General features: G+C 66.4%; 17 protein-coding genes, 1 pseudogene and 1 riboswitch. Of the genes and pseudogenes, 6 read left to right on the forward strand and 12 right to left on the reverse strand.

The window, feature by feature from the left end:
• Positions 1-10: 10 nt before the first annotated feature.
• Positions 11-1369 carry an alanine/glycine:cation symporter family protein gene (locus tag ACQCVD_RS10910; protein WP_426823789.1) on the reverse strand — a complete coding sequence of 453 codons (1359 nt, stop codon included), beginning with the start codon at positions 1367-1369 and terminating at the stop codon, positions 11-13.
• A 341-nt stretch (positions 1370-1710) separates the two neighbouring features.
• Entirely contained in the window at positions 1711-3366 is a 1656-nt protein-coding gene (locus ACQCVD_RS10915; protein WP_426823790.1) for a PucR family transcriptional regulator, read from the reverse strand.
• 236 nt (positions 3367-3602) lie between these two features.
• Here ACQCVD_RS10915 and ACQCVD_RS10920 point away from each other — a divergent pair, with 236 nt between their 5' ends.
• Together ACQCVD_RS10920 and ACQCVD_RS10925 are read left to right on the forward strand one after the other, a co-directional pair.
• The gene (locus ACQCVD_RS10920; protein ID WP_426823791.1) at positions 3603-5144 is read left to right on the forward strand and encodes a CoA-acylating methylmalonate-semialdehyde dehydrogenase; all 1542 of its coding nucleotides are present in this window, start codon (positions 3603-3605) and stop codon (positions 5142-5144) included.
• A gap of 19 nt (positions 5145-5163) precedes the next feature.
• A complete protein-coding gene (locus ACQCVD_RS10925) occupies positions 5164-6552 on the forward strand; it encodes an aspartate aminotransferase family protein (protein WP_426823792.1) in 1389 nt (462 codons plus the stop codon).
• Between the two features lie 243 nt (positions 6553-6795).
• Here the strand turns inward: ACQCVD_RS10925 and ACQCVD_RS10930 are convergent, their stop codons facing one another.
• The 7 genes from ACQCVD_RS10930 to ACQCVD_RS10960 all read right to left on the reverse strand — a co-directional run bounded on the left by ACQCVD_RS10930 (position 6796) and on the right by ACQCVD_RS10960 (position 14148).
• Positions 6796-7539, reverse strand: coding sequence for an SDR family NAD(P)-dependent oxidoreductase (locus tag ACQCVD_RS10930; protein WP_426823793.1), 744 nt, complete (start codon positions 7537-7539; stop codon positions 6796-6798).
• 2 nt (positions 7540-7541) lie between these two features.
• On the reverse strand, positions 7542-8270 hold the full coding sequence (locus ACQCVD_RS10935; RefSeq protein ID WP_426823794.1) for an SDR family NAD(P)-dependent oxidoreductase: 729 nt from the start codon (positions 8268-8270) through the stop codon (positions 7542-7544).
• A 7-nt stretch (positions 8271-8277) separates the two neighbouring features.
• Positions 8278-9765, reverse strand: coding sequence for a gamma-aminobutyraldehyde dehydrogenase (locus ACQCVD_RS10940; RefSeq protein WP_426823795.1), 1488 nt, complete (start codon positions 9763-9765; stop codon positions 8278-8280).
• A 28-nt stretch (positions 9766-9793) separates the two neighbouring features.
• A complete protein-coding gene (locus ACQCVD_RS10945; protein ID WP_426823796.1) occupies positions 9794-10855 on the reverse strand; it encodes a proline racemase family protein in 1062 nt (353 codons plus the stop codon).
• Between the two features lie 46 nt (positions 10856-10901).
• On the reverse strand, positions 10902-11825 hold the full coding sequence (gene dapA / locus ACQCVD_RS10950) for a 4-hydroxy-tetrahydrodipicolinate synthase (RefSeq protein ID WP_426823797.1): 924 nt from the start codon (positions 11823-11825) through the stop codon (positions 10902-10904).
• Positions 11826-11889: 64 nt separating this feature from the next.
• The gene (locus ACQCVD_RS10955) at positions 11890-13173 is read right to left on the reverse strand and encodes an NAD(P)/FAD-dependent oxidoreductase (RefSeq protein WP_426823798.1); all 1284 of its coding nucleotides are present in this window, start codon (positions 13171-13173) and stop codon (positions 11890-11892) included.
• 240 nt (positions 13174-13413) lie between these two features.
• Positions 13414-14148: a GntR family transcriptional regulator gene (locus tag ACQCVD_RS10960; protein ID WP_426823799.1), complete on the reverse strand. Its 735-nt coding sequence runs from the start codon at positions 14146-14148 to the stop codon at positions 13414-13416.
• 95 nt (positions 14149-14243) lie between these two features.
• Between ACQCVD_RS10960 and ACQCVD_RS10965 the strand changes: the two genes are divergently transcribed.
• The gene (locus tag ACQCVD_RS10965; RefSeq protein WP_426823800.1) at positions 14244-14843 is read left to right on the forward strand and encodes a short chain dehydrogenase; all 600 of its coding nucleotides are present in this window, start codon (positions 14244-14246) and stop codon (positions 14841-14843) included.
• Positions 14844-14867: 24 nt separating this feature from the next.
• Here ACQCVD_RS10965 and ACQCVD_RS10970 read toward each other — a convergent pair whose 3' ends face one another.
• Complete coding sequence (locus tag ACQCVD_RS10970; RefSeq protein WP_426823801.1) at positions 14868-15308, reverse strand: VOC family protein; 441 nt, start codon at positions 15306-15308, stop codon at positions 14868-14870.
• Between the two features lie 46 nt (positions 15309-15354).
• On the opposite strand from ACQCVD_RS10970, the pseudogene ACQCVD_RS10975 reads away from it, so the two are divergent.
• From ACQCVD_RS10975 to ACQCVD_RS10985, 3 genes and pseudogenes are all read left to right on the forward strand, one after another.
• A pseudogene (locus tag ACQCVD_RS10975) lies at positions 15355-15912 on the forward strand (dihydrofolate reductase family protein); the annotation flags it as partial.
• Between the two features lie 39 nt (positions 15913-15951).
• Positions 15952-16054, forward strand: a riboswitch (TPP riboswitch).
• 48 nt (positions 16055-16102) lie between these two features.
• Positions 16103-16885 (forward strand): 3-oxoacyl-ACP reductase, encoded by a 783-nt coding sequence (locus tag ACQCVD_RS10980; RefSeq protein ID WP_426823802.1) that lies wholly within the window; start codon positions 16103-16105, stop codon positions 16883-16885.
• Positions 16885-18177 carry an LLM class flavin-dependent oxidoreductase gene (locus tag ACQCVD_RS10985; protein WP_426823803.1) on the forward strand — a complete coding sequence of 431 codons (1293 nt, stop codon included), beginning with the start codon at positions 16885-16887 and terminating at the stop codon, positions 18175-18177. The genes ACQCVD_RS10980 and ACQCVD_RS10985 overlap by 1 nt, the downstream gene beginning before the upstream one ends.
• Here the strand turns inward: ACQCVD_RS10985 and ACQCVD_RS10990 are convergent.
• Positions 18165-18284: a hypothetical protein gene (locus ACQCVD_RS10990; RefSeq protein WP_426823831.1), complete on the reverse strand. Its 120-nt coding sequence runs from the start codon at positions 18282-18284 to the stop codon at positions 18165-18167. The genes ACQCVD_RS10985 and ACQCVD_RS10990 overlap by 13 nt on opposite strands.
• A gap of 430 nt (positions 18285-18714) precedes the next feature.
• Entirely contained in the window at positions 18715-20121 is a 1407-nt protein-coding gene (locus ACQCVD_RS10995; RefSeq protein ID WP_426823804.1) for an NAD-dependent succinate-semialdehyde dehydrogenase, read from the reverse strand.
• Between the last annotated feature and the right edge of the window lie 7 nt (positions 20122-20128).

Here is a 20128-nt window from a genome sequence, read left to right on the forward strand (position 1 = left end):
CCCCTACGTCCTACTTGGGGGCCTCCACTCTGGATTCCTCCTCAGCGGAGCCGTCGTTTTCCCGGGCCTGCGCCGCCGCTTCCTCGCGTTGCCTGCGGGCGAAGTGCACCCAGAACTCGGCATTGTCCACACGTGCCCGGATCGGGTCGAACACCGGGTCCAGGCCGGCCTTCTTCTGGAGGTCGTAGTCACGCAGAGTGCGCAGCACCACCGGCAGCAGGAGCAGATTCACCGCCAGGTTGATCCAGGTGATGATCGCGTAGGCGAAATCGCCGATCGCCCAGATATTCTCCGCTGAATTCACCGAACCGTAGAAGATGAACAACAGCATGGCCCCCGTGCAGGCCCACATCCACGGCCCCTTCGCAGTATCGCGGAGGTAAGCGAGGTTGGTCTGGACGATGTAGATGTAGCTGACCAGGGTGGTGAAGGCGAAGAAGAACAGGGCCACCGCGATGAACGCCGGGCCAAAGCCGCTGATCACCGAGTCGATCGCGGACTGCGTGAACTGCGTGCCCTCCTCGACACCGGGCAGGTGCCGGACGACGCAGCCGCCGGCCCCGTCGGAGACGTTGTAGGAGGAGGTGATCAGCAGCATCACACCGGTGGCCATCGCGATGAGGATCGAGGCCAGGGCGGAGAACGCCTGCACCAGACCCTGCTTGACCGGGTGGCTGACCGCCGAGCTGGCCGCACCGAACACGGACTCACCGAAGCCGACTCCGGTGGAGTGCATCGCGCGGCGCACACCCCAGGCCACTGCGGTGCCCACCATGCCACCGAAGAGGGCGTCGTACCCGAAGGCGACGCCGAAGACCATGCGGGTGACATCCCAGATGGCGGTGTAGTTCAGGGCCAGGACGTAGACGGCGAAGCCGATGTAGAACACGCCCAGCACCGGAACGATCAGCTGGCAGACCTTGACGATCCGGTCGGTGCCGCCCACCGCGATCACGGCGAGCGCGACCACCAGCACCAGTGCGGTGATCCAGGCGGGGATCTGGAAGGCGCCCTCCACACCGGCCGCCAGTGCGTTGGCCTGCATTCCGGGGATGAACACCACATAGGCGACGATGAACACCACCGCGACGACCATGCCGATCCAGCGCTTCTTCAGCCCGTGCTCGATATAGAACGGGGCGCCGCCGCGGTACTCACCCTCGATCTTGCGCTTGTACACCTGCCCGAGCACGGTCTCGGAGAAGGCGGTGCCGGTGGCCAGCAGAGTGCTCACGAACATCCAGAGCAGTGCGCCGGGGCCACCCGAGAAAACAGCGACGGCCACGCCGGCGATGTTTCCCACGCCCACGCGGCCGGCCAGAGTCAGCATCAGCGTCTGGAAAGGCGAGGTGCCGCTCGCGTATCCCACCTATTCTCAAAAATGCCCTTGATCATGTCCGGGAAGCGCCGGAACACCACTCCCTTGGTGGCGACAGTGATCAGCACCCCCATCGCCAGGGCCACATAGGCCAGCGGCGCCCACAAGGCGTTTGAAAGTCCTACGAATATGTCCATCGAACTGTTCCCATCGTGTCTGAGGCAATACCGGGGATTCGGATGTGTCGTCCATCACTTTTGCGATCAGCATAAGTGATTGTCATACAATCTAAAAGCGTCTTGCGAAAATTGTCTGACAAACAGCTGCGGGGTCGGAGCCCCCGGACAACCGGTCCTGCCTGGCTCCCACGGCGGTGAGCTGCAGGACAAGGGTCAGTAGCCGCGGGTGTAGGAGCGCACCGCCAACGCGAGAGAAAACTGGACGCTCCCCTCCCCCAGATCGACCTGGAGGAGCTTTTCGATGCGGTCGATGCGCGCATAGAGGGCCGTGCGGGACAGGTGCAGCTTGGTCGCGGCCGCACTGCGGGAACCGGGGTGTTCGAGCACCACCCGGAGGGTCCCGAACAGGTCGGTGCCGTGCGCGGCGTCGAAACGCAGCAGCGGATCCAGGGTGCGGGCCACGAAACCCTGCACCCGGACGTCGTCGCGCAGCTCATTGAGCAGTTCGTCGATGGGGGTCTCAGCCAGGGGGATCACGCGGAATGTCGCCGGGCCGAAACTGACTCCGCCCAGTTCACGCAGCTGCCGCAGGGCCATCGCCAGTTCCACCGCACCGCCGCAGGGCCGGGAAACCGCCGCCACCAGCCGGCCCCCGAAGGTACGCAGCAGCTGCTCCCCGACCATCCGGACCACGTCCCCCTCGGAACGTGCCGGCCCCAGCGAGAGGGCGCAGGTCACCCGTCGCGGGTCGCCGGGGGCGAGGCTGAGCAGCAGGTCCACCCCTGTGAGCCGGGGACGCAGGGCGTCGCGGACCTCACGCAGGTCCAGTACCGCAGTTTCATGTAGCAGCTCGCAGCCGAGCAGCACCCTGTCGCGCGTGCGGAAACCGGAGACCTCGAGGACCTCCTCGGCGCCCTCCATCGTGTTGAAGCGGGTTCCCACCAGTCGCTGGACGGCATTGCGCTCGATCAGCTCCGCCCAGGCGTGCGGGTTCGGCGAACTGAGCCGCTCCACGGCCAGGGTCATCGCGGTGTGGCGCAGGATGTGGTGGGCGATGCGCTCATTGTCCGCCTGACCGCGGTAGAAGAGCCGGCCCAGGGCGGTCCCCCGGGCCTGGATGTCGATGACCGTCCAGGACACCGCATCGACGTCCGGGTCCGCCACCTGCTGCGGGTTCACCGCAGCCGCCCCCGATCGGAGCTCGCCGGCCCAGGTGCGCGACTTGTCCCGCCAACCGGCGAGCAGCTGCGAGGGCAGGTGGTGCCCCTCGGCGTAACAGACCACGGCGTGGGCGGGATCCTCCAGCACCACCGGGGCCTGGAGGAGCCGCCCGGCCTGGATGACGATCTGCTCGGTGGGGGCACCGTTGTAGAGCAGGACCGACATCGTCTCCACCACGGAATTCATCATGGTGATCTCCTCGACCTGGCGCTGCAGGATCTTCAGGTGCACGGCCTCCGTGACCGCCAGAAAACGTATCTCGCGGTGGGCGATCAGCAACGGCAGGTTCCGTGCGCGGCACTCGGACACCACCTCCTCGGGCACCTCCTCCCAGGTCAGGCCGAGTTCAATGAGCAGCGCCGCCGCTCCGGCCGCGGCAAAGGACGCCACCTGTTCCCGGCGCTGTGGCGCAGTGGCGCCCCAGCCGGAGCCGGTGGTCAGCAACAGCTCGCCGCCGCGCAGCAGCTGCCCCACCCGACGTGATTCCGCCACGTGCGCCCAACGGATCCCGCGGTCCAGACTGGTGTGTCCGACCACCAGCTCGGTGCCGGCGTCCAGCAATTCCGGCAGACCGAGCACGTCCCGCAGCTTCAGTCCGGTCTGCACCACACCATCAGGATCCGGCCCGGCCGGCAGTGTCTGGGTCATGTTCCCCTCCTTGCGCGGCCGCGGGTTGACAGAGTGTCCGGCCGAGCCCGCAGATTGTCACACAATGTGCCTTCCCCCACGGAAGTTTAGCTGTAACCATGGTCACAGGCGAAGGATTTCGTGAGTTCACGCCGTATCCAGAACAAGTGAATCCTCCGCGCCGCCAAACACACACTGTCAACTTCGCCGCCCCGCACGAGGCCGCACCGCTTGATCCCCACTAGGAGTGAGACTGCATGTCGACGACCACCCAGCAGACCAACAACGCCACCGAGACCGCCGGAGAACGCACCACGCTGCCGACGGTCCCGCACATCATCAACGGCACCAAGCTCACCGCGAGCAAGCGCACCGGCCACGTCTACAACCCCGCGACCGGCCGGGTCACCGCCCAGCTGCCCTACGCCGACAAGGCCACGATCACCGAGGCCGTCGACGCCGCCGAGCAGGCCCTGCCGGCCTGGCGCGCAATGGGCATGGCCAAGCGTGCCGCGGTGATGTTCCGCCTGCAGCAGATCATCAGCTCCCGAAAACAGGAGCTAGCCGCCCTGATCACGGCCGAGCACGGCAAGGTACTCGATGACGCCGCCGGTGAGATCACCCGCGGGCTGGAAAACGTCGAATTCTGCGCCGGCGTGGTCCACCACATGAAGGGCGAGTTCCTGGAGCAGGCCGCCACCGGTGTCGACGTCAAGCAGCTGCGCCAGCCCGTCGGCGTGGTCGCCTGCATCACCCCCTTCAACTTCCCGGCCATGGTGCCGCTGTGGATGATCACCACCGCGATCGTCGCGGGCAACACCGTCCTCCTGAAGCCCAGCGAGAAGGACCCGTCCGCGGTCAACTGGATCGTCGAGGCCTTCCACGAGGCCGGCCTGCCGAAGGGTGTGCTGAACGTGGTCCACGGTGACAAGGAGGCCGTCGACGCCGTGCTCGAGGAGCCGCGCGTCAAGGCCGTCAGCTTCGTCGGCTCCACCCCGATCGCCCGCTCGATCTACACCAACGCCGCGGCCGCCGGTAAGCGCGTCCAGGCTCTCGGCGGGGCGAAGAACCACATGGTGGTCATGCCGGACGCAGATCTCGACGCCGCCGCCGACGCCGCCGTGTCCGCCGGTTTCGGCTCCGCCGGCGAGCGCTGCATGGCGATCTCCGTGGTTGTCGCCGTCGGCGAGATCGCCGATGAGCTGGTGGACAAGGTCAAGGAGCGGATGCAGCCCCTCAAGGTCGGTGACGGCACCAACCCCAGGACCGAGATGGGTCCGCTGGTCACTGAAGCCGCCCGCGACCGCGTGGTGAAGTTCGTCGCGGAAGCCGAGGAGCACGGCGCCAAGATCGTCGTGGACGGCCGCGACTACGACGTGCCGCAGGACGGCTTCTTCACCGGCCCGAGCCTGATCGACCACGTCACCCCCGGCATGCCGGTCTACGACGAGGAGATCTTCGGGCCCGTCCTGGCCGTGGCCCGCGTGGACAGCTACGACGCCGCCGTGCAGCTAATCAACGACAACGCTTTCGGCAACGGCACCGCCATCTTCACCCGCGACGGCCGCGCCGCCCGTCAGTTCGAGTTCGAGATCGAGGTCGGCATGGTCGGCGTCAACGTCCCGATCCCGGTCCCGATCGGCGCCTTCTCCTTCGGCGGCTGGAAGGACTCCCTGTTCGGCGACACCCACATGTACGGGCCTGAGTCCTTCAACTTCTACACCCGCCGCAAGGTGGTCACCTCCCGCTGGCCGCAGCCCGACGAGTCCCAGATCGAACTCGGCTTCCCCACCAACTAACCCCTGAAGGAGCTGCACCATGTCGAACTTCACCGCCGCCGACGGCCGCCACATCGCCGCCGCCGACCGCGCCCACGTCTTCCACTCCTGGTCGGCCCAGGACAACATCGCTCCGCTGCCGGTCTCCCACGGGGAGGGGGCGACCTTCTACGACTACGACGGCAACCCCTACCTGGACTTCTCCTCCCAGCTGGTCAACCTCAACCTGGGCCACCAGCACCCGCGGCTGGTCAAGTCCATCCAGGACCAGGCCGCGAAGCTGGCCACCATCCAGCCCTCCTTCGCCAATGACGTCCGCTCGGAACTGGCCCGGCTGATCACCGACGCCGCGCCCGGCGATCTGAGCCACGTCTTCTTCACGAACGGCGGAGCCGACGCCAACGAGCACGCCGTGCGCATGGCCCGGCTGCACACCGGCCGCAGGAAGATCATGTCCGCCTACCGCTCCTACCATGGTGCGACCGCCACCGCGATCAGCCTGACCGGTGACCCGCGCCGCTGGCAGAACGAGCCCAGCGACTCCTCGGTGGTCCATTTCCTCGGCCCCTACGCCTACCGGTCCCCCTTCTGGTCCGAGACCCCGGAGCAGGAGGCCGAGCGGGCCCTGGAGCACCTGGAGAACCAGATCGTGCTCGAGGGTGCCGGCACCATCGCGGCCATCATCATGGAGACCGTGGTGGGCACCAACGGCATCCTCGTCCCGCCGCCCGGCTACCTGGCGGGCGTGCGCGAGCTCTGCGACAAGTACGGCATTCTCTACATCGCCGACGAGGTCATGGCCGGTTTCGGCCGCACCGGCACGATCTTCGCCGTCGAGCACTTCGAGGTCGCCCCGGATCTGATCACCTTCGCCAAGGGAGTCAACTCCGGCTACGTCCCACTCGGCGGCGTGGTGATCAGCTCCAGCATCGTCGACACCTTCCGCACCCGTCCCTACCCCGGCGGGCTGACCTACTCCGGACATCCGCTGGCGTGCGCGGCAGGCGTGGAGACCTTCAAGGTCTTCGAGGACGAGCAGATCCTGGAACGCACCCGGGACCTGGGCCAGCGCGTCGTCCGGCCCCGCCTCGAAGCCATGGCACAGAAGCACGCCTGCGTGGGCGACGTCCGCGGACTGGGGCTGTTCTGGGCCATCGAGCTGGTCAAGGACAAGACCACCCGGGAGCCGCTGGTCCCCTTCAACCCCTCGCCCGAGGACAACCAGCCGATGGTGGGCTTCACCGCCGCCTGCAAGAAGGCCGGTCTGTGGCCCTTCACCCACTTCAACCGCGTGCACGTGGCTCCCCCGCTGGTGATCAGCGAGGAAGACCTGATCCGCGGCCTGGACATCATCGACGCCGCCCTGGACGACCTGGACCGCTACGTCGCCCAGCCCGCCACCCTGGAGACGGTGAGCGTGGGCGCCTGACCCGGCCCGTTCGGTGAAACCCCGGAGTGGAAGAGATTCCCCTCCGGGGTTTTGCCGGGTAGTCGCTGCTCCCGGACCCCGTGGGAAGGACCGCGGAGCCCACCAGGCGCCAAGAGGTCTCCTCCCCCCTCAGCCGGATCTTCGCGGACCGAGCGGCTGCCGAACCTAAAACATCCCGTATATATGAGGACATAAAAAAACTGGTCCCGGAGTCAGACTCCGGGACCAGTGCCGCCAGCTGGCTCAGCGCACGTAATCAGCGCCCGTGACATCCACCGTGGCTCCGGTCAGGTGACGGGCCCTCCCGGAAGCCAGGAAGGCGATCACCTCGGCGACCTCCTCCGGCGGAGTCACCTCCTGCAACGGCAGGTGATCCAGCTCGGACTTGTCCACCTGCCCGGCGGCCAACCCGGTGTCCACCCAGCCCGGTGCCACCGAATAGGCCAGCACCCCGTCCCGACCGAATCCCCGGGCGATGCCCTTCATCAGGTTCTGCAGGCCTGCCTTGGCCACGCCATAAGCCAGGTGCTCGGCGTCATCGCCACGGTGGGCCGAACGGCTGGTCACCGAGATGATGCTGCCACCACCGGCCTCCCGGAAAGCCTCGATGGCCCGGCGCGAGAGCCTGGCCGGGGCATCCAGGTTGAGCGCCAGGTTCGCCGACCAGCCGTCCTCCCATGCCTCCAGAGGGTGGACCGGCGAGGCGATCCAGGCACCGGCGTTGTTGACCAGGACGTGGACGGCACCGAGCTTTTCCTCGGTCTCGCCCCACAACTTCTCCACGGCGGCCGTGTCCGAGAGGTCGGCGCCGATCACCGTGATCCGCTCACCCAGTTCGGCGGCCAGTTCCTCAGCCGGGCCGACGCTGCGGTTGTAGTGGACGGCCACGGTCGCGCCGTCGCGGTGCAGGGCCCGGGTGATGTGCTCCCCGATGCCCGTGGCCCCGCCGGTGACCAGGATCTTCACGTTCTCCAATGGTTGGCTCATGGTCAGCTGACCTCCTGTGCTCCGGTGATTTCAATGGCTGCCCCGCTGATGAAGGTGGCCTGCGGGCCGGCCAGGAAGGTGACCAGGGCAGCGACGTCCTCGGGGCGCCCCAGCCTACCCACCGGGATGTCGGTGGCCAGGTCCGCTTCGCTGCGACCGGACTCGTCGAGCTTTCGCTGCACCATCGGGGTGAGGATCTCGCCGGGACAGACCGAGTTGGCCCGGATGCCCTGGTGGCCGTGGTCCTTGGCCAGGCTGCGGGTGAACGCGACCACCGCGGCCTTGGAGGCGTTGTAGGCGGCGTGTCCGCTGGCCGGACTCAACCCCCACTGGGAGGCGACGTTGATGATCGCCCCGCCGCCGGACTCCGCCAGACGTGGCAGGAGCTGCGCGCACATCTGGACGGTGGCGTCAACGTTGACCTGGAAGCTGAGTCGCCAGTCCGCGGCGCTCAGCTCGGTGGCGGTCCCGCGCCGCATCACGCCGGCACAGTTGACCAGCACATGGACGGCCGGTTCCCGCTCGAGGATCGTGGCGGTGGTCCGGCGCAACTCCTCCGGATCCGCGAGATCCACGGTCACGGGGACCAGACCTTCCGCTTCCGTCGGGATCTGGCGGTCCAGGGCGTAGACCCGGTGGCCACTGGCCTGCAGCTGGCCCGCGATGGCCCGGCCGATGCCGCCGGCGGCCCCGGTGACCACGGCCACCTTGTGTGCAGTGGATTCTGGCATGGTGCTCCTAGTCCATGGTGAACACGAGGTCGTGCCATTCCTTGTGCGCGGTGGGCTCGATCTCGCTGATCACGTGCTTGATGTTGGTGTACTCATCGAGCGAGTACTGCGACATGTCCTTGCCGAAGCCGGAGGCCTTGTAGCCGCCGTGGGGCATCTCGGAGATGATCGGGATGTGGTCGTTGATCCACACGCATCCGGCCTGGATCTCGCGGGAGGCACGCTGCGCGCGGTAGACGTTGGTGGTCCACGCTGAGGCCGCCAGGCCGAAAGGCGTGTCGTTGGCCAGCTTCAGGGCCTCATCGTCGGTGTCGAAGGGCAGGGCCACCAGCACCGGGCCGAAGACCTCCTGTTGGACGATCTCGGAGTCCTGGGCGGCACCGGTGATCAGGGTCGGGGCGTAGTAGGCGCCTGCCTCCGGCGAGTCATCGGGGATCTTCCCGCCGGTGACCACGGTGGCCCCGGCCTCACGGGCGCGGTCCACTATGCCGATGACGTTCTCGCGGTGGGCCTGGGAGATCAGTGAACCCAGGTCCGTGTCGGTCTGATCGACCGGACCGATGGTGACCTGCTCCATCAGTTCCTTGACCCGCCCGGTGAACTCCTCGAACTTTGAGCTGTGGACGTAGGCGCGGGTCGCGGCGGTGCAGTCCTGGCCGGCGTTGATGAGGTTGCCGGCCACGGCACCCCGGGCGGCGGCCTCGATGTCGGCGTCGTCGAAGACCACGAAGGGGGCCTTACCGCCCAGCTCCAGGTGCACCTTCTTCACGGTGCCGGCGGCCGCCGCGCCGATCTGCTTGCCCACCCGGGTCGAACCGGTGAAGGAGACCATGTCCACCTCGGAGTGCGTGATGATCGCGTTGCCCACATCCGCGCCCTCGCCGGTGACCACGTTGAACACGCCGTCGGGAAGCCCCGCCTCGGTGGCGGTCTCCGCGAAGATCAGCGAGGTCAGCGGGGTCAGCTCGGAGGGCTTGAACACGATGGTGTTGCCGGCTGCGATCGCGGGCAGCACCTTCCAGGCGGCCATCTGCAGCGGGTAGTTCCACGGCGCGATCGAACCGACCACGCCGATCGGCTCGCGGCGGATGCTGGAGGTGTGCTCCGGTGAGTACTCCGCCTGCGCCTTGCCCTCCAGGTTGCGGGCCGCAGCGGCGAAGAAGGACACGTTGTCCACCACGCCGGGGATGTCGAAGCCGGTGGCCAGCTTGACGGCCTTGCCGCCGTTGGTGCTCTCCAGGGAGGCCAACTCCGCCTGACGGGCGTCCAGGATCGCGGACCAGCGCTGCATGATCTCGCTGCGCTCCCCCGGTGAGGTTCCGGCCCAGCCCGGGAAGGCGTCCCGGGCGGCGCGGACGGCGTCCTCGACGTCCTCGACGTTGGCGTAGTAGCCGGTGGCCACGTCCTCGCCGGTGGCGGGATTGATGATGTGGTGCAGCTCCTCACTGCCGCCGGTGCGTCGCTCGCCGTTGATGTACTGCAGTTGGGTGTCCATTAATTCTCAGGTCCTTTCAGGAAGAAGTTCAGCAGACATTCCAGATGTCGCCGAGCCGGAAGCCCTCCGGGAAGGGGTCGTCACTTTCCAGGACGAGCTGCTGGAAACTGGTGATGAAGGCCCGGCCACTGATTGCGGGGGTCACCGTGGGAATCGTCCCGTGCTGGGAGACCTCCACGATCTCGCCGGTGAAACGCCCACCGGTGATGCTTTCCGCCACGTAGGGCTGCCCCTCGCCGATCTCGCCACGGGCGTGCATCGCGGCCAGGCGTGCCGACGTCCCCGTCCCGCACGGCGAACGGTCGATGATGCCGTCCCAGGTGGTGGGGTCGTCCAGGCGGACCGGACCGGTGGGCATGACCGTGGCGTGCGTGGCGCTCACCCCGGTGCTCAACGGGGCCCCGTGGATCATGCCCAGGGAGATCCCGCTGATGTCCGGGTTGTCGGGGTGCTGGACCGGAAACTGCTCCGTGGCCGCAGCCCGCAGCACGGTGCCGGCCTGCAGTAGCTGGCGGGTTGTCTCGGGCGCCAGGGTGACCCCCAGTTCCTCGGCCGTGGTCTGCACGTAGAACTGCCCGCCGAACACGATGTCGGCCTTGACCTTGCCGTACTCGGGGAGGTCAAAGACGTGGTCCAGCTCCACCACGTAGGCCGGCACATTGCGCAGAGTTATATTGACCACGCGCCCGGCACTGATGGTGGCGGCCACCTCCACCAGGCCGACGGCGGTGTCCACGCGGATGACGGCCTCGGGTGCAGTCACGTCGATCGCGCCCGTCTCCACCACGGCCGTCACAGCACACATGAGGTTGGAGCCGGACATCGGCCGGAACCCGCCCTGTTCCATGACGATCAGACCGAAGTGGCTGTCCGGGTTGACCGGTGGGAGCACGACTGGTGAGCACATGGCCGGAAAGCCCCGGGGCTCCTCCAGCACCAGACGGCGTAGCCAGTCCAGGTTCTCCCGGGCGAACTTGAGCTTGTCCGCCATCGTCTCCCCGCGGATGCGCATTCCCAGTCCGAAGATCACCCGGCCGACCATTCCGGCGGAATGGACGTCCACGGCCTGAAACATCTTGCGAGTCGACATGTCTGATCCTTCGGGTTTTCGGTGTTGGTGGCGGCGTTAGTTGGCGTTAGTTGGCGCCGACCAACTCGGCCTCGGCGGCGACCTCCACTCCGGCGGCATTGAGCAGCTCGACGAACTCGCGGCGCACCTCGTCGCTGAGCGGCTCGACGGGCAGGCGGGCCGGCCCGGCCGGGACACCCACCAGTTCCACACCGGTCTTGATGGCCGAGGCGTAGTTGTGGGACTCCAGGAAGGAACAGATCGGGTGGATCTTCTGCCACAGCTCACGCGCCCGGGCGAGGTCACCCTTGACGGCGAGGGTCTCGTAGAGCTCTGCGCAGAGGGCGGGGATGACGCTGGCGGCACCCCAGACTCCACCCTGGGCACCCAGTGCCAGGGCGTCGAACGTCAGGGTGTCGAAGCCGTTCAGGGCCTGGATGTCCGCGCCGCGGTGCAGCAGGATCTCGGCGAACTTCGGGGCGTCGCCGCCGGTGTCCTTGAAGCAGGTGACGTTGGTCCGCTGGGCCAGCTCGGTGAACTGGTCCGCGGTGAGCTCCACGCCGGTGGCATCCGGCAGGTTGTAGTACATGATCGGGATGTCCACGGCCTCGGAGACTGCGGCGTAGTGGTGGACCAGCTCTTCGAAGGGCTGCGCGCCGTAGAAGGGCGGGACGATCATCACGGCGTCGGCACCGGACTCCTTGGCGTGACGGGTCAGCTCGATGGTTTCCGCGGTGGACAGTGCACCCGTGCCGGCCATGACCGGGACACGGCCCGCGGCGGCCTCGACGTAGGCGGCGTTGACCTGCTTGCGCTCCTCAACGCTCATGGTGGTGAATTCGCCGGTGGAACCGCCCGGCACCAGGCCGTGGATGCCGTTGCCGACGATGTGGTCCACCTGCTTCTGGATACCCGGCAGATCCACCTCGCCCTCGGCGGTGAAGGGGGTGACGACGGCGGCGAGGATTCCGGTGAAGGTACGAGTGGTCATGGTGTGCTCCTTATGAGGGGTGTGGTGTGGAAATTGAGGTTGGTCCGGGTTAACGGCTGCGATTTCAGACCGCAGTGGAGAGTCGACGCCCGGCGCGGCTGAAGCGGTTGGGGTCGAGCACCGCCATCTCCTGTGCGCTCAGCCGCGGGGTGCGGCCGGCGATCAGGTCGGCGATGAGCTTTCCGGTGAAGGGGCCGAGGGTCAGGCCCAGCATTCCGTGGCCCCCGGCCACCCAGGCGTTTTCCTGGGAGGCCAGACGTCCCACCGTGGGCATGCCGTCGGCGGTCATCGGCCGCAGGCCCGCCCAGGGGGTTCGTTCGCCGGGCTCGTTGACGTCCCAGTCCCGCAGGTTCTCGTGGGCCGCACGGCGGATCGCCTCGACGCGGGCCGGGTTGACCTTGAGGCTGCGGGCACCGAACTCCATGGTTCCGGCCAGGCGGACGAAGCCGTCCAGCGGAGTGACTGCCACCCGGGCGTCTTCCAGGGTCAGAGAGGTACGCAGCTTGACCGGCGCGGGCGCATAGTCCAGGCTGTACCCCTTGCCGGAGTGGATCGGAACCTCCTGGCCCAGCTTGCGGGTGAGATCCCGGACGGCGACGCCGGCCGCCAGCACCACCTGGTCGGTGTTGAGGGCCTCGCCGGTGTCCAGCACCACAGCCGTGACCCGGCCGTTGCGGTGAATCAGATCGTCAACGGCGGTGTCTTCCAGAATCGTTCCGCCACGGGCGGTGATCGCGTCCGCCAGCGCCCGGGTCAGGGAGTCCGGGTCGAGCTGGCGGTCATTGCTGTACTTGACGCCGAACTTGATGCGGTCCGACAGGGCCGGCTCGGCCTCGAGGACCTCGTCGCCGCGCAGGATCTGGCCGTGGTGGCCGAAACGCTCGTAGATGCGCAGCTGCACACAGTGCTCCTTGAGGCGCTCCTCGGTCTCGAAGGCCAGCAGCACGCCGCGCTCGTGCATCTCGTAGTCGAGGCCGTCGGCCTTGTAGCCGTCGAGCAGATCGCAGGCGTCCTCCGCCATCCGCAGGTTCAGCTCGAGACCGGCGTTGTAGTCGCTCAGGTTGCAGTGCCGCGCCATGGAGAACATGAAACGCAGGTAGCTGGGAGCCAGGGAGGGGGTGACGTACAGCGGGCTGTCCGGCTTGAGCATCCAGCGCAGTCCCTGCAGCAGCACGCCCGGTGCCGGAACGGGTCCGCTCTCGCCGAGCGCGATCTTCGCGGCATTGCCGTGGGATGCCGCGGCCCCCACCTTGGCGGAATCGATGACAGTGACTTCACAGCCTTCCTTGACCAGCTCGTAGGCACTGGTCAGACCGATGATGCCACCGCCGACAACAACAACTTTCATGGGAGTCTCCTCGCGTAGGTTCCGAGTGCAACCCCGGCTTCTCCCACTGGAGACAGCCCGGATTGTATGACAATCGGTTAATGCGAAAACCACCCATGGACCACGGGGTCGTCAACGGATTCCGGCAGAAAATCACCGCCGCCACACCACCATGATCGTGACCTGCATCAATGGAGGTATGAATCACACCAGAAAAGCGAGAGTGTTACACCCCACACCTACCCCCGGGGTGTCCGAACCCTACTCCCCCGCCTCATCGAGGATCTCCAGGAACTCCTCGGCGCTGCCGACGACATGCATGCGCAGGTTCTCAAGGATCTCCTCACGGTCACCGCGTCTGATCACCTCGACGAGCAGTTCGTGCAGGGCGTAGGCGCGCTCGTCGTCGTGCCGGTGGTGCTGTTCGACGGCGAGCACAAGCGTCATCTCCGCCTCCATGACGGGCCAGAGCTTCGTCATGAAGGAGTTTCCGGAGGCCTCCCAGATGCCACGGTGGAAGGCCATGTGCGCCTCGTGCCGCTCCAGCGGGCTGGGATTACGCATGCGTTCGCGGTAGGTGTCCAGCACGTCATCGAGCAGGCTCAGCCGTTGACCGGTGGGATCAGCCAGGACGGCGTCGATCGCCGCCATGTCATTGACCACGCGGATCTCAGCCAGTTCCATGACGCGGTCATCCACGATCTCGCTGACGCGGTAGCCGCGGTAGGCCTCCTGCGTCAGGTAACCGTCGCGGGCCAGCTGATTCAACGCCTCACGCACCGTGGGTCGACTCATGCCGAGCCGCTTGGTCACCTCGGCCTCGACAATGCGGGCGCCCAGCGGAAGTTCACCCAGCACGATCCGGCCCTTGAGGTCATCGATGACGCGCTGGCGCCGTTCCGTGTTGGCCGACCCACCGGGCGTCGCACGCAGCAATGCAGTCTCCTTGCGTACCATCTCCGGCACCTCCATCCGTATCCTGCAACTTTCGCTCATCTTTCCACAACGGAAGTCCTCGACACCCCAGAAACAACCGTGTTAGCGTGGCGTCACAGAAATTGTCAGACAAAATTCAGCGATTGGAGTTCATCATGCGTGTTGTCGTCGTCGGAGCAACCGGAACCATCGGCAAGGCCACTGTCGAGGCCTTCGAGAAGCAGGGCGATGAGGTCATCGCCGCCTCCCGCTCCAGCTCCCCCAGCATCGACATGACCGACCCCGCCTCCGTCGACGCGTTCTTCGATGAGGTCGGCGAAGTCGACGCGGTCGTCGCCACGCTAGGTGCGGCGCCCTTTGTCAGCCTGCCGGAGGCCAGCACCGAGGACTTCCGTTCGGGCTTCGAGAACAAGCTGCTCGGCCAGATCAACCTCGTGCTGCGCGGCCTGCCACACCTGCGGGACAACGGATCCTTCACCCTGATCACCGGCATCCTCACCCAGCACCCGGTGAAGAAGTCCGTGGTGGCCACCTCGGTCAACGGCGGCGTGGAAGCCTTCGTCACCGGCGCCGCCACCGACCTGCCGCGCGGCATCCGCATCAACGTCGTCAGCCCCACCGTCATCGAGGAGTCCCTCGAAGGCTACGGTCCCTCCTTCCCCGGTTTCGAGCCTGCGCCGGCGGCCCGCGCCGGCAACGCCTTTGTCCGCTCCGCCCACGGCGCTGAGTCCGGCCAGGTGTTCCGGGTCTGGTAGCTGGCGGGACAGCCCCGGGAGGTGTCAGCCGGTGGCCTCGGCCAGGGCCACGATGATGCCTGACGGCCCACGGAGATAACAGAGCCGGTACACCGACTCATAATCCGCGACCTCCCCGATCAGCTCAGCACCGTGGGTGCGCAGCCGCGCAATCGTGGCGTCGATATCGTCCACGGCGAACATGATGCGGTGCAGCCCCAGCGTGTTGGCCGGTGGGCGAGCCGGTTCAACGGGAAGCGCGGCAGGAGCGTGGTACTTCGTCAGTTCCAACCTGCCGTGGCCGTCAGGGACTCGCATCATCGCGATCTCGCTGCGAACGCCCTCGAGCCCGACAGTGAGATCCGCCCAGCTTCCCTCGATCGGCATGCGGTCTTCCAGCTCCATCCCCAGCTCAGCGAAAAAGGAGATGGCGTTGTCCAGGTCCTCGACGACAACAGCGACATTATCCATGCGTTGGATTGCCATATCCGTGAGTCTACGCAGTGTGTTCCCGTTCACATAGACTCTTCGCATGGCGATCATCTACAACACCGCAACCACCCTCAACGGTTTCATCGCCGACGAGGACAACTCCCTGCAATGGCTTTTCGACGTCGCCGGCAACGAGGACGCCGAGTCCGACTTCGGCGACTTCCTGTCCACCATCGCCGCCATCGTGATGGGTTCGACCACCTACGAGTGGCTGCTCCGCGAGATGGATCTGCTCAACTCCCCCGAACAGTGGACCCAGGCCTACGGCGACCGCCCCACGTGGGTGTTCTCTTCACGGAGTCTGGCAGTGCCAGAAGGCGCGAACATCCGGGTGATCAACAGCCCGGTGGAAAACGCCCTGCCGATGATCCGGAGCTCCGCACAGGGGGATGGGGGCACCGGACACATCTGGATCGTCGGTGGCGGCGACCTGGCCGGTCAGTTCCTGGACGTCGGCGCGCTGGACCGGATCGTGCTGACGATGGCCCCGGTCTTTCTGCCCGCGGGTGCCCCGACCTTCCCCCGCCGACTGGAGAGCGCCCGACTGGAGTTGGCAGGCATGCGGGAGCTGGGGAGGTTCGTGGAGTTCACGTTTGACGTGACCGGCACGCCCAGTGGTGAAGATTGCTATGGTTGCGGCTGTGACACGGGGTGCCGTCCCATTCCCGGGATGGCTGAGAACACACCCGTCGAACCTGATCCAGTTAACACTGGCGAAGGGACTGTCCATACCTAATCGTGTCTGATCCGGTGGGGTTCCTTCGCCACGATCCCGAAGGACCCCCTTGATGACTGAAGTCTCTCCCGCCCCGCAACTTTCCGAGCAGGTCGTACTGGTCACCGGTGCTGCCCGCGGACTGGGCCGTCGCATCGCCGAGGCCTTTCTCCGTGAGGGTGCACGCGTGGTGGTCAACTACCACGCCAGTGCCACGGCAGCTGAAGAGTTGGCTGCTGGCTATCCCGGTCGTGCGATTGCTCTGCGGGCTGATGTCCGTGACCGCGCCCAGGTTGATGAACTCTTCAGCAAGGCGGCGGGCACCTTCGATGCTCCGGTGTCCACCGTGGTCAACAGTGCACTGGTGGACTTCTCCTTCGACGGCGACGCCCGACCGAAAGCCGAGGAGATCTCCTTCCAGCGCTTCAGTGGCCAATTCGAGGGAGCGGTCGGCAGCGCTTTGAACGTGGTGCAGGCCGCGTCGGCGGATTTCGAGCGTGCCGGGAACGGCCGGGTGATCAACATCGGCACCAACCTTTTCCAGCATCCGGTGGTCCCCTACCACGACTACACCGCTGCCAAAGCCGCATTGTTGTCCCTGACCCGCACCCTGGCGATGGATCTGGGCAAGCGCGGAATCACCGTCAACATGGTCAGCGGGGGGCTGCTGCGCACCACCGATGCCAGCGCCGCTACCCCGCAGGAGGTCTTCGACGCCATCGCCGCGGGTACCCCGCTGGGTTCGGTGACCACTCCGGAAGAGCTGGCCGACGCCGTGCTCTTCTTCGCCTCCCCCTGGGCACGCGCCATCACCGGGCAGAACCTGGTCGTCGACGGTGGACTGGTGTTGAACTGATGCACCTGAACCTCTTCGCTTTCGCCGCCGGCCACCACACCGGCGCATGGCGGACGCCTCATTCCAGTGTGGATCAACTGGGCGATATCACCTATTGGGAGGAACTCGCCCGCACCGCGGAGCGGGGGCTTTTCGACGCCGTCTTCCTCGCCGACGGCCAGTCGACCGGGATCGGTGGGATAGGCACCGGCCCCGGCTGGTTCCTCGAACCTGTCACCACACTGACAGCCTTGGCCCGGGCCACCCGACACATCGGGCTGGTCACCACGGTTTCCAGCACCTTCTGGCACCCTTTTCACGCCGCCCGGCTCATTGGCAGCCTCGACCACATCTCGGGCGGTCGGGCAGGCATCAACGTCGTCACCTCAATGACCGATGCGGAAGCCCAGAACCACAACATGACTGAACTTCCCAGGCACTCCGAGCGCTATGCAAAGGCTGCGGAATTCATTGAACTGCTGCAGAAACTATGGGATTCCTGGCCGGCAGAGGCAGTCATCGCCGACCGGGGCGGGGTGTACACCGACGAATCACAGCTCAAGACCATCGACCACCGGGGCCGCTGGTTCGAGGTAGCCGGGCCGCTCAACCTTCCGCAGCCACCGCAGGGTCGGCCAGTGCTCTTCCAAGCGGGCGCATCTGAACCTGGACGGGATCTGGCCGCGCGCCACGCCGAGGGGATCTACGCTGTGGCCTGGGACCTGGCGATGGCCAGAGAGTACCGGTTGGACATCCGTTCCCGGGCCGCGGCGCTCGGGCGTGATCCGGATCAGATCACGGTCATGCCTGGGCTGGTCACCTACATTGGCGGCACCATGGCTGAGGCAAAGGAGAAACAGCGAGAACTCAACCGGTACCTGCCGGTCGCGGATTCACTGCGGCAGCTGTCGTTCTTCATCGGCCAGGACACCTCCGGGTGGGCCCTGGATGAACCGGTGCCGGAACTGCCGCCGCTGGCAGAATTCACCGGGCCGAAGGGCCGCTATGCCACGGTCCTGCGGATCATCGAGAGCACCCGCCCGACCGTGCGGGAACTGCTCGGGCTGCTCGCCGCCGGGGGCGGGCACGCCACCTTCGTGGGTACCCCGGAAATGATCGCCGATGAGATGGAACGGTGGGTGGATGGCGGCGGTGCCGACGGTTTCAACCTGATGCCCCCGATCCTTCCCGGTGGGATCGAGGACTTCGTGGATCTCGTAGTTCCGGAGTTGCAGCGGCGCGGCCGCTTCCGGAAAAGCTATGGGGGAACTACCCTGCGCTCGCACCTCGCTCCACCGCATCACCAGTTGTAGCCGAGGAATTTCCCGTCCAGGTGATCATGACGCGGCCACCATCGGTCGACATCCAGCCGAAAGTTGATCGCCGAGATAGCCCCGTCATCGAATTTCTCGTGGGTCAGGGGCCCTGCGGTCGAGTCCGTCCACCTGGATGGCCTCCAGCGGGCGGTAGATCGTGGAGTCCTTCAGTAACTCCACACAGAAGTCCGGGCAGGCTGGGCCGGCAGTGATTCCCGGACCCGCTCATCAATCTCTAGCCCGGTGCAGATTTTGTCGGCTGCCTCCGCCGGCGCGGGGGAGCTGCCCAGCAGCGCGGCGGTGGTTCACACCAACGGGGCGTCGACAAGTTCAGCGGGTTTCTCTTTCGGGTGCGTCGGACATTGACCGGCTTGCCTGCCTTCTGGTTGCCCAGGATGGGTTCGATGTTTCCGTCCGTTGCGATATACCGTGCTCCGCACCCGATTTCAGGGCCCCGGGCGGTTTCACCGCGGATGAAAACGCCTCCGGTCCACAGTAAGGACGGGCCGGAGACGTGGGAAGCAATCTGCTGGCTTAAGCCGCCGGCGACTGCCCCGCGTCCGACTGGTCGCTGACCCGGAACAGGTGCTCGTTCACGAACTCGCCGACGCCCCAGCGGGCCAGCTCCCGGCCGTAACCGGAGCGGCCCACTCCACCGAAGGGTAGGCCGGCCGCGGTCACCCCGTGCTCGTTGACGAAGGTCATGCCGTCCTGGAGCCGTCGGGCCACCTGGTGGGCCTGCTCCAGGTCGGTGCCCCACACGGAGCTGGACAGTCCGTACTCGGAGTCGTTGGCGATCTCCACGGCCTCGTCGATGTCCTTGGCCTTGTACACGATGGCCACGGGGCCGAAGATCTCGTTGCAGCCCACATCAGCCGAACGATCGACGTCGGTCAGCAGGGTCGCCTCCATGTAGGCGCCCTCGCGGTCGATCTTCTTGCCACCTACCCGAATGGTCGCATCGCCGTTCTTCTCGGCGTCGGCAAGCCGCTCGACGATCTCGTCGCGGGCACCGACCGAGGACAACGGACCCATGTCGGCGTCCTTGTCGTCATAGGGGCCGACCTTGATTCCGGCGATGCGTTCCTCCAGGAACTTGACGGTGCGGTCGTAGAAATCCTCCTGCACGATCAACCGCTTCGGCGCGTTACAGGCCTGGCCGGTGTTGTACATCCGGATCTTGACGAACTGCTCCAGCACCCAGTCCAGGTTCTTGTCATCCAGGACCAGGAACGGATCATTTCCGCCCAGCTCCAGCAGGGACTTCTTGTAGTTCTCGCCTGCCGTCTTGGCCACGGCGGCGCCGGCCTTCTCCGAACCCGTGAGGGACACTCCCTTGATGCGGGGATCTGCCACGAAGTCATCCATCTGTGAGCCGGAGGCGTAGACGTTGATGAACACGTCCTCCGGCAGGCCCGCCTCCTCGAGCAGGTCCTGGCAGGCCTGGGAGCTCAGTGGGCAGATCGAGGCGTGCTTGAGCACCAGGGTGTTACCCAGCAGCAGGTTCGGTGCCGCCCAGCGGGCGACCTGGTAGTAGGGGAAGTTCCAGGGCATGATGCCCAGCAGCGGCCCCAGTGGATCCTTGCGGACATACGTGCGCTGTGCGCCCTGGGCCGCCAGCTGTTCCTCCGCGAGTAGCTCATGAGCGTGCTCGGCGTACCAGCGGTAGATATCGGCGACAATGCCCAGCTCCATCTTCGCCCAATGGGTCAGTTTGCCCATCTCGCGGCCGATATGATCAGCGAGCTCGTCCACCTTTTCCTCATAGAGGTCCGCGGTGCGGTGCAGAACTGCGGCGCGTTCCTCGGTGGTGGTCCGGGACCAGCTGTTAAAAGCCGCCGTGGAGCGGTCGAGAATGTCCTCACGATCGGCGTCAGTGATGCGGTTAAAGGTGTCTTCTGATTGTCCGGTACTCGGGTTCTCCAATGCGAATGTGCTCATGGCCCCT

The organism is Corynebacterium halotolerans (assembly GCF_050107895.1).
In the GTDB taxonomy this organism is placed as follows: Bacteria; Actinomycetota; Actinomycetes; order Mycobacteriales; family Mycobacteriaceae; genus Corynebacterium; species Corynebacterium halotolerans_B.

Excerpts from the sequence above, each read along its gene's own strand:
- ACQCVD_RS10915 (WP_426823790.1), bottom strand. The coding sequence starts at position 3,366 with ATGACCCAGACACTGCCGGCCGGGCCGGATCCTGATGGTGTGGTGCAG.
- ACQCVD_RS10920 (WP_426823791.1), top strand. The coding sequence starts at position 3,603 with ATGTCGACGACCACCCAGCAGACCAACAACGCCACCGAGACCGCCGGA.
- ACQCVD_RS10925 (WP_426823792.1), top strand. The coding sequence starts at position 5,164 with ATGTCGAACTTCACCGCCGCCGACGGCCGCCACATCGCCGCCGCCGAC.
- ACQCVD_RS10930 (WP_426823793.1), bottom strand. The coding sequence starts at position 7,539 with ATGAGCCAACCATTGGAGAACGTGAAGATCCTGGTCACCGGCGGGGCC.
- ACQCVD_RS10935 (WP_426823794.1), bottom strand. The coding sequence starts at position 8,270 with ATGCCAGAATCCACTGCACACAAGGTGGCCGTGGTCACCGGGGCCGCC.
- ACQCVD_RS10940 (WP_426823795.1), bottom strand. The coding sequence starts at position 9,765 with ATGGACACCCAACTGCAGTACATCAACGGCGAGCGACGCACCGGCGGC.
- ACQCVD_RS10945 (WP_426823796.1), bottom strand. The coding sequence starts at position 10,855 with ATGTCGACTCGCAAGATGTTTCAGGCCGTGGACGTCCATTCCGCCGGA.
- dapA (WP_426823797.1), bottom strand. The coding sequence starts at position 11,825 with ATGACCACTCGTACCTTCACCGGAATCCTCGCCGCCGTCGTCACCCCC.
- ACQCVD_RS10955 (WP_426823798.1), bottom strand. The coding sequence starts at position 13,173 with ATGAAAGTTGTTGTTGTCGGCGGTGGCATCATCGGTCTGACCAGTGCC.
- ACQCVD_RS10960 (WP_426823799.1), bottom strand. The coding sequence starts at position 14,148 with ATGAGCGAAAGTTGCAGGATACGGATGGAGGTGCCGGAGATGGTACGC.
- ACQCVD_RS10965 (WP_426823800.1), top strand. The coding sequence starts at position 14,244 with ATGCGTGTTGTCGTCGTCGGAGCAACCGGAACCATCGGCAAGGCCACT.
- ACQCVD_RS10970 (WP_426823801.1), bottom strand. The coding sequence starts at position 15,308 with ATGGCAATCCAACGCATGGATAATGTCGCTGTTGTCGTCGAGGACCTG.
- ACQCVD_RS10980 (WP_426823802.1), top strand. The coding sequence starts at position 16,103 with ATGACTGAAGTCTCTCCCGCCCCGCAACTTTCCGAGCAGGTCGTACTG.
- ACQCVD_RS10985 (WP_426823803.1), top strand. The coding sequence starts at position 16,885 with ATGCACCTGAACCTCTTCGCTTTCGCCGCCGGCCACCACACCGGCGCA.
- ACQCVD_RS10995 (WP_426823804.1), bottom strand. The coding sequence starts at position 20,121 with ATGAGCACATTCGCATTGGAGAACCCGAGTACCGGACAATCAGAAGAC.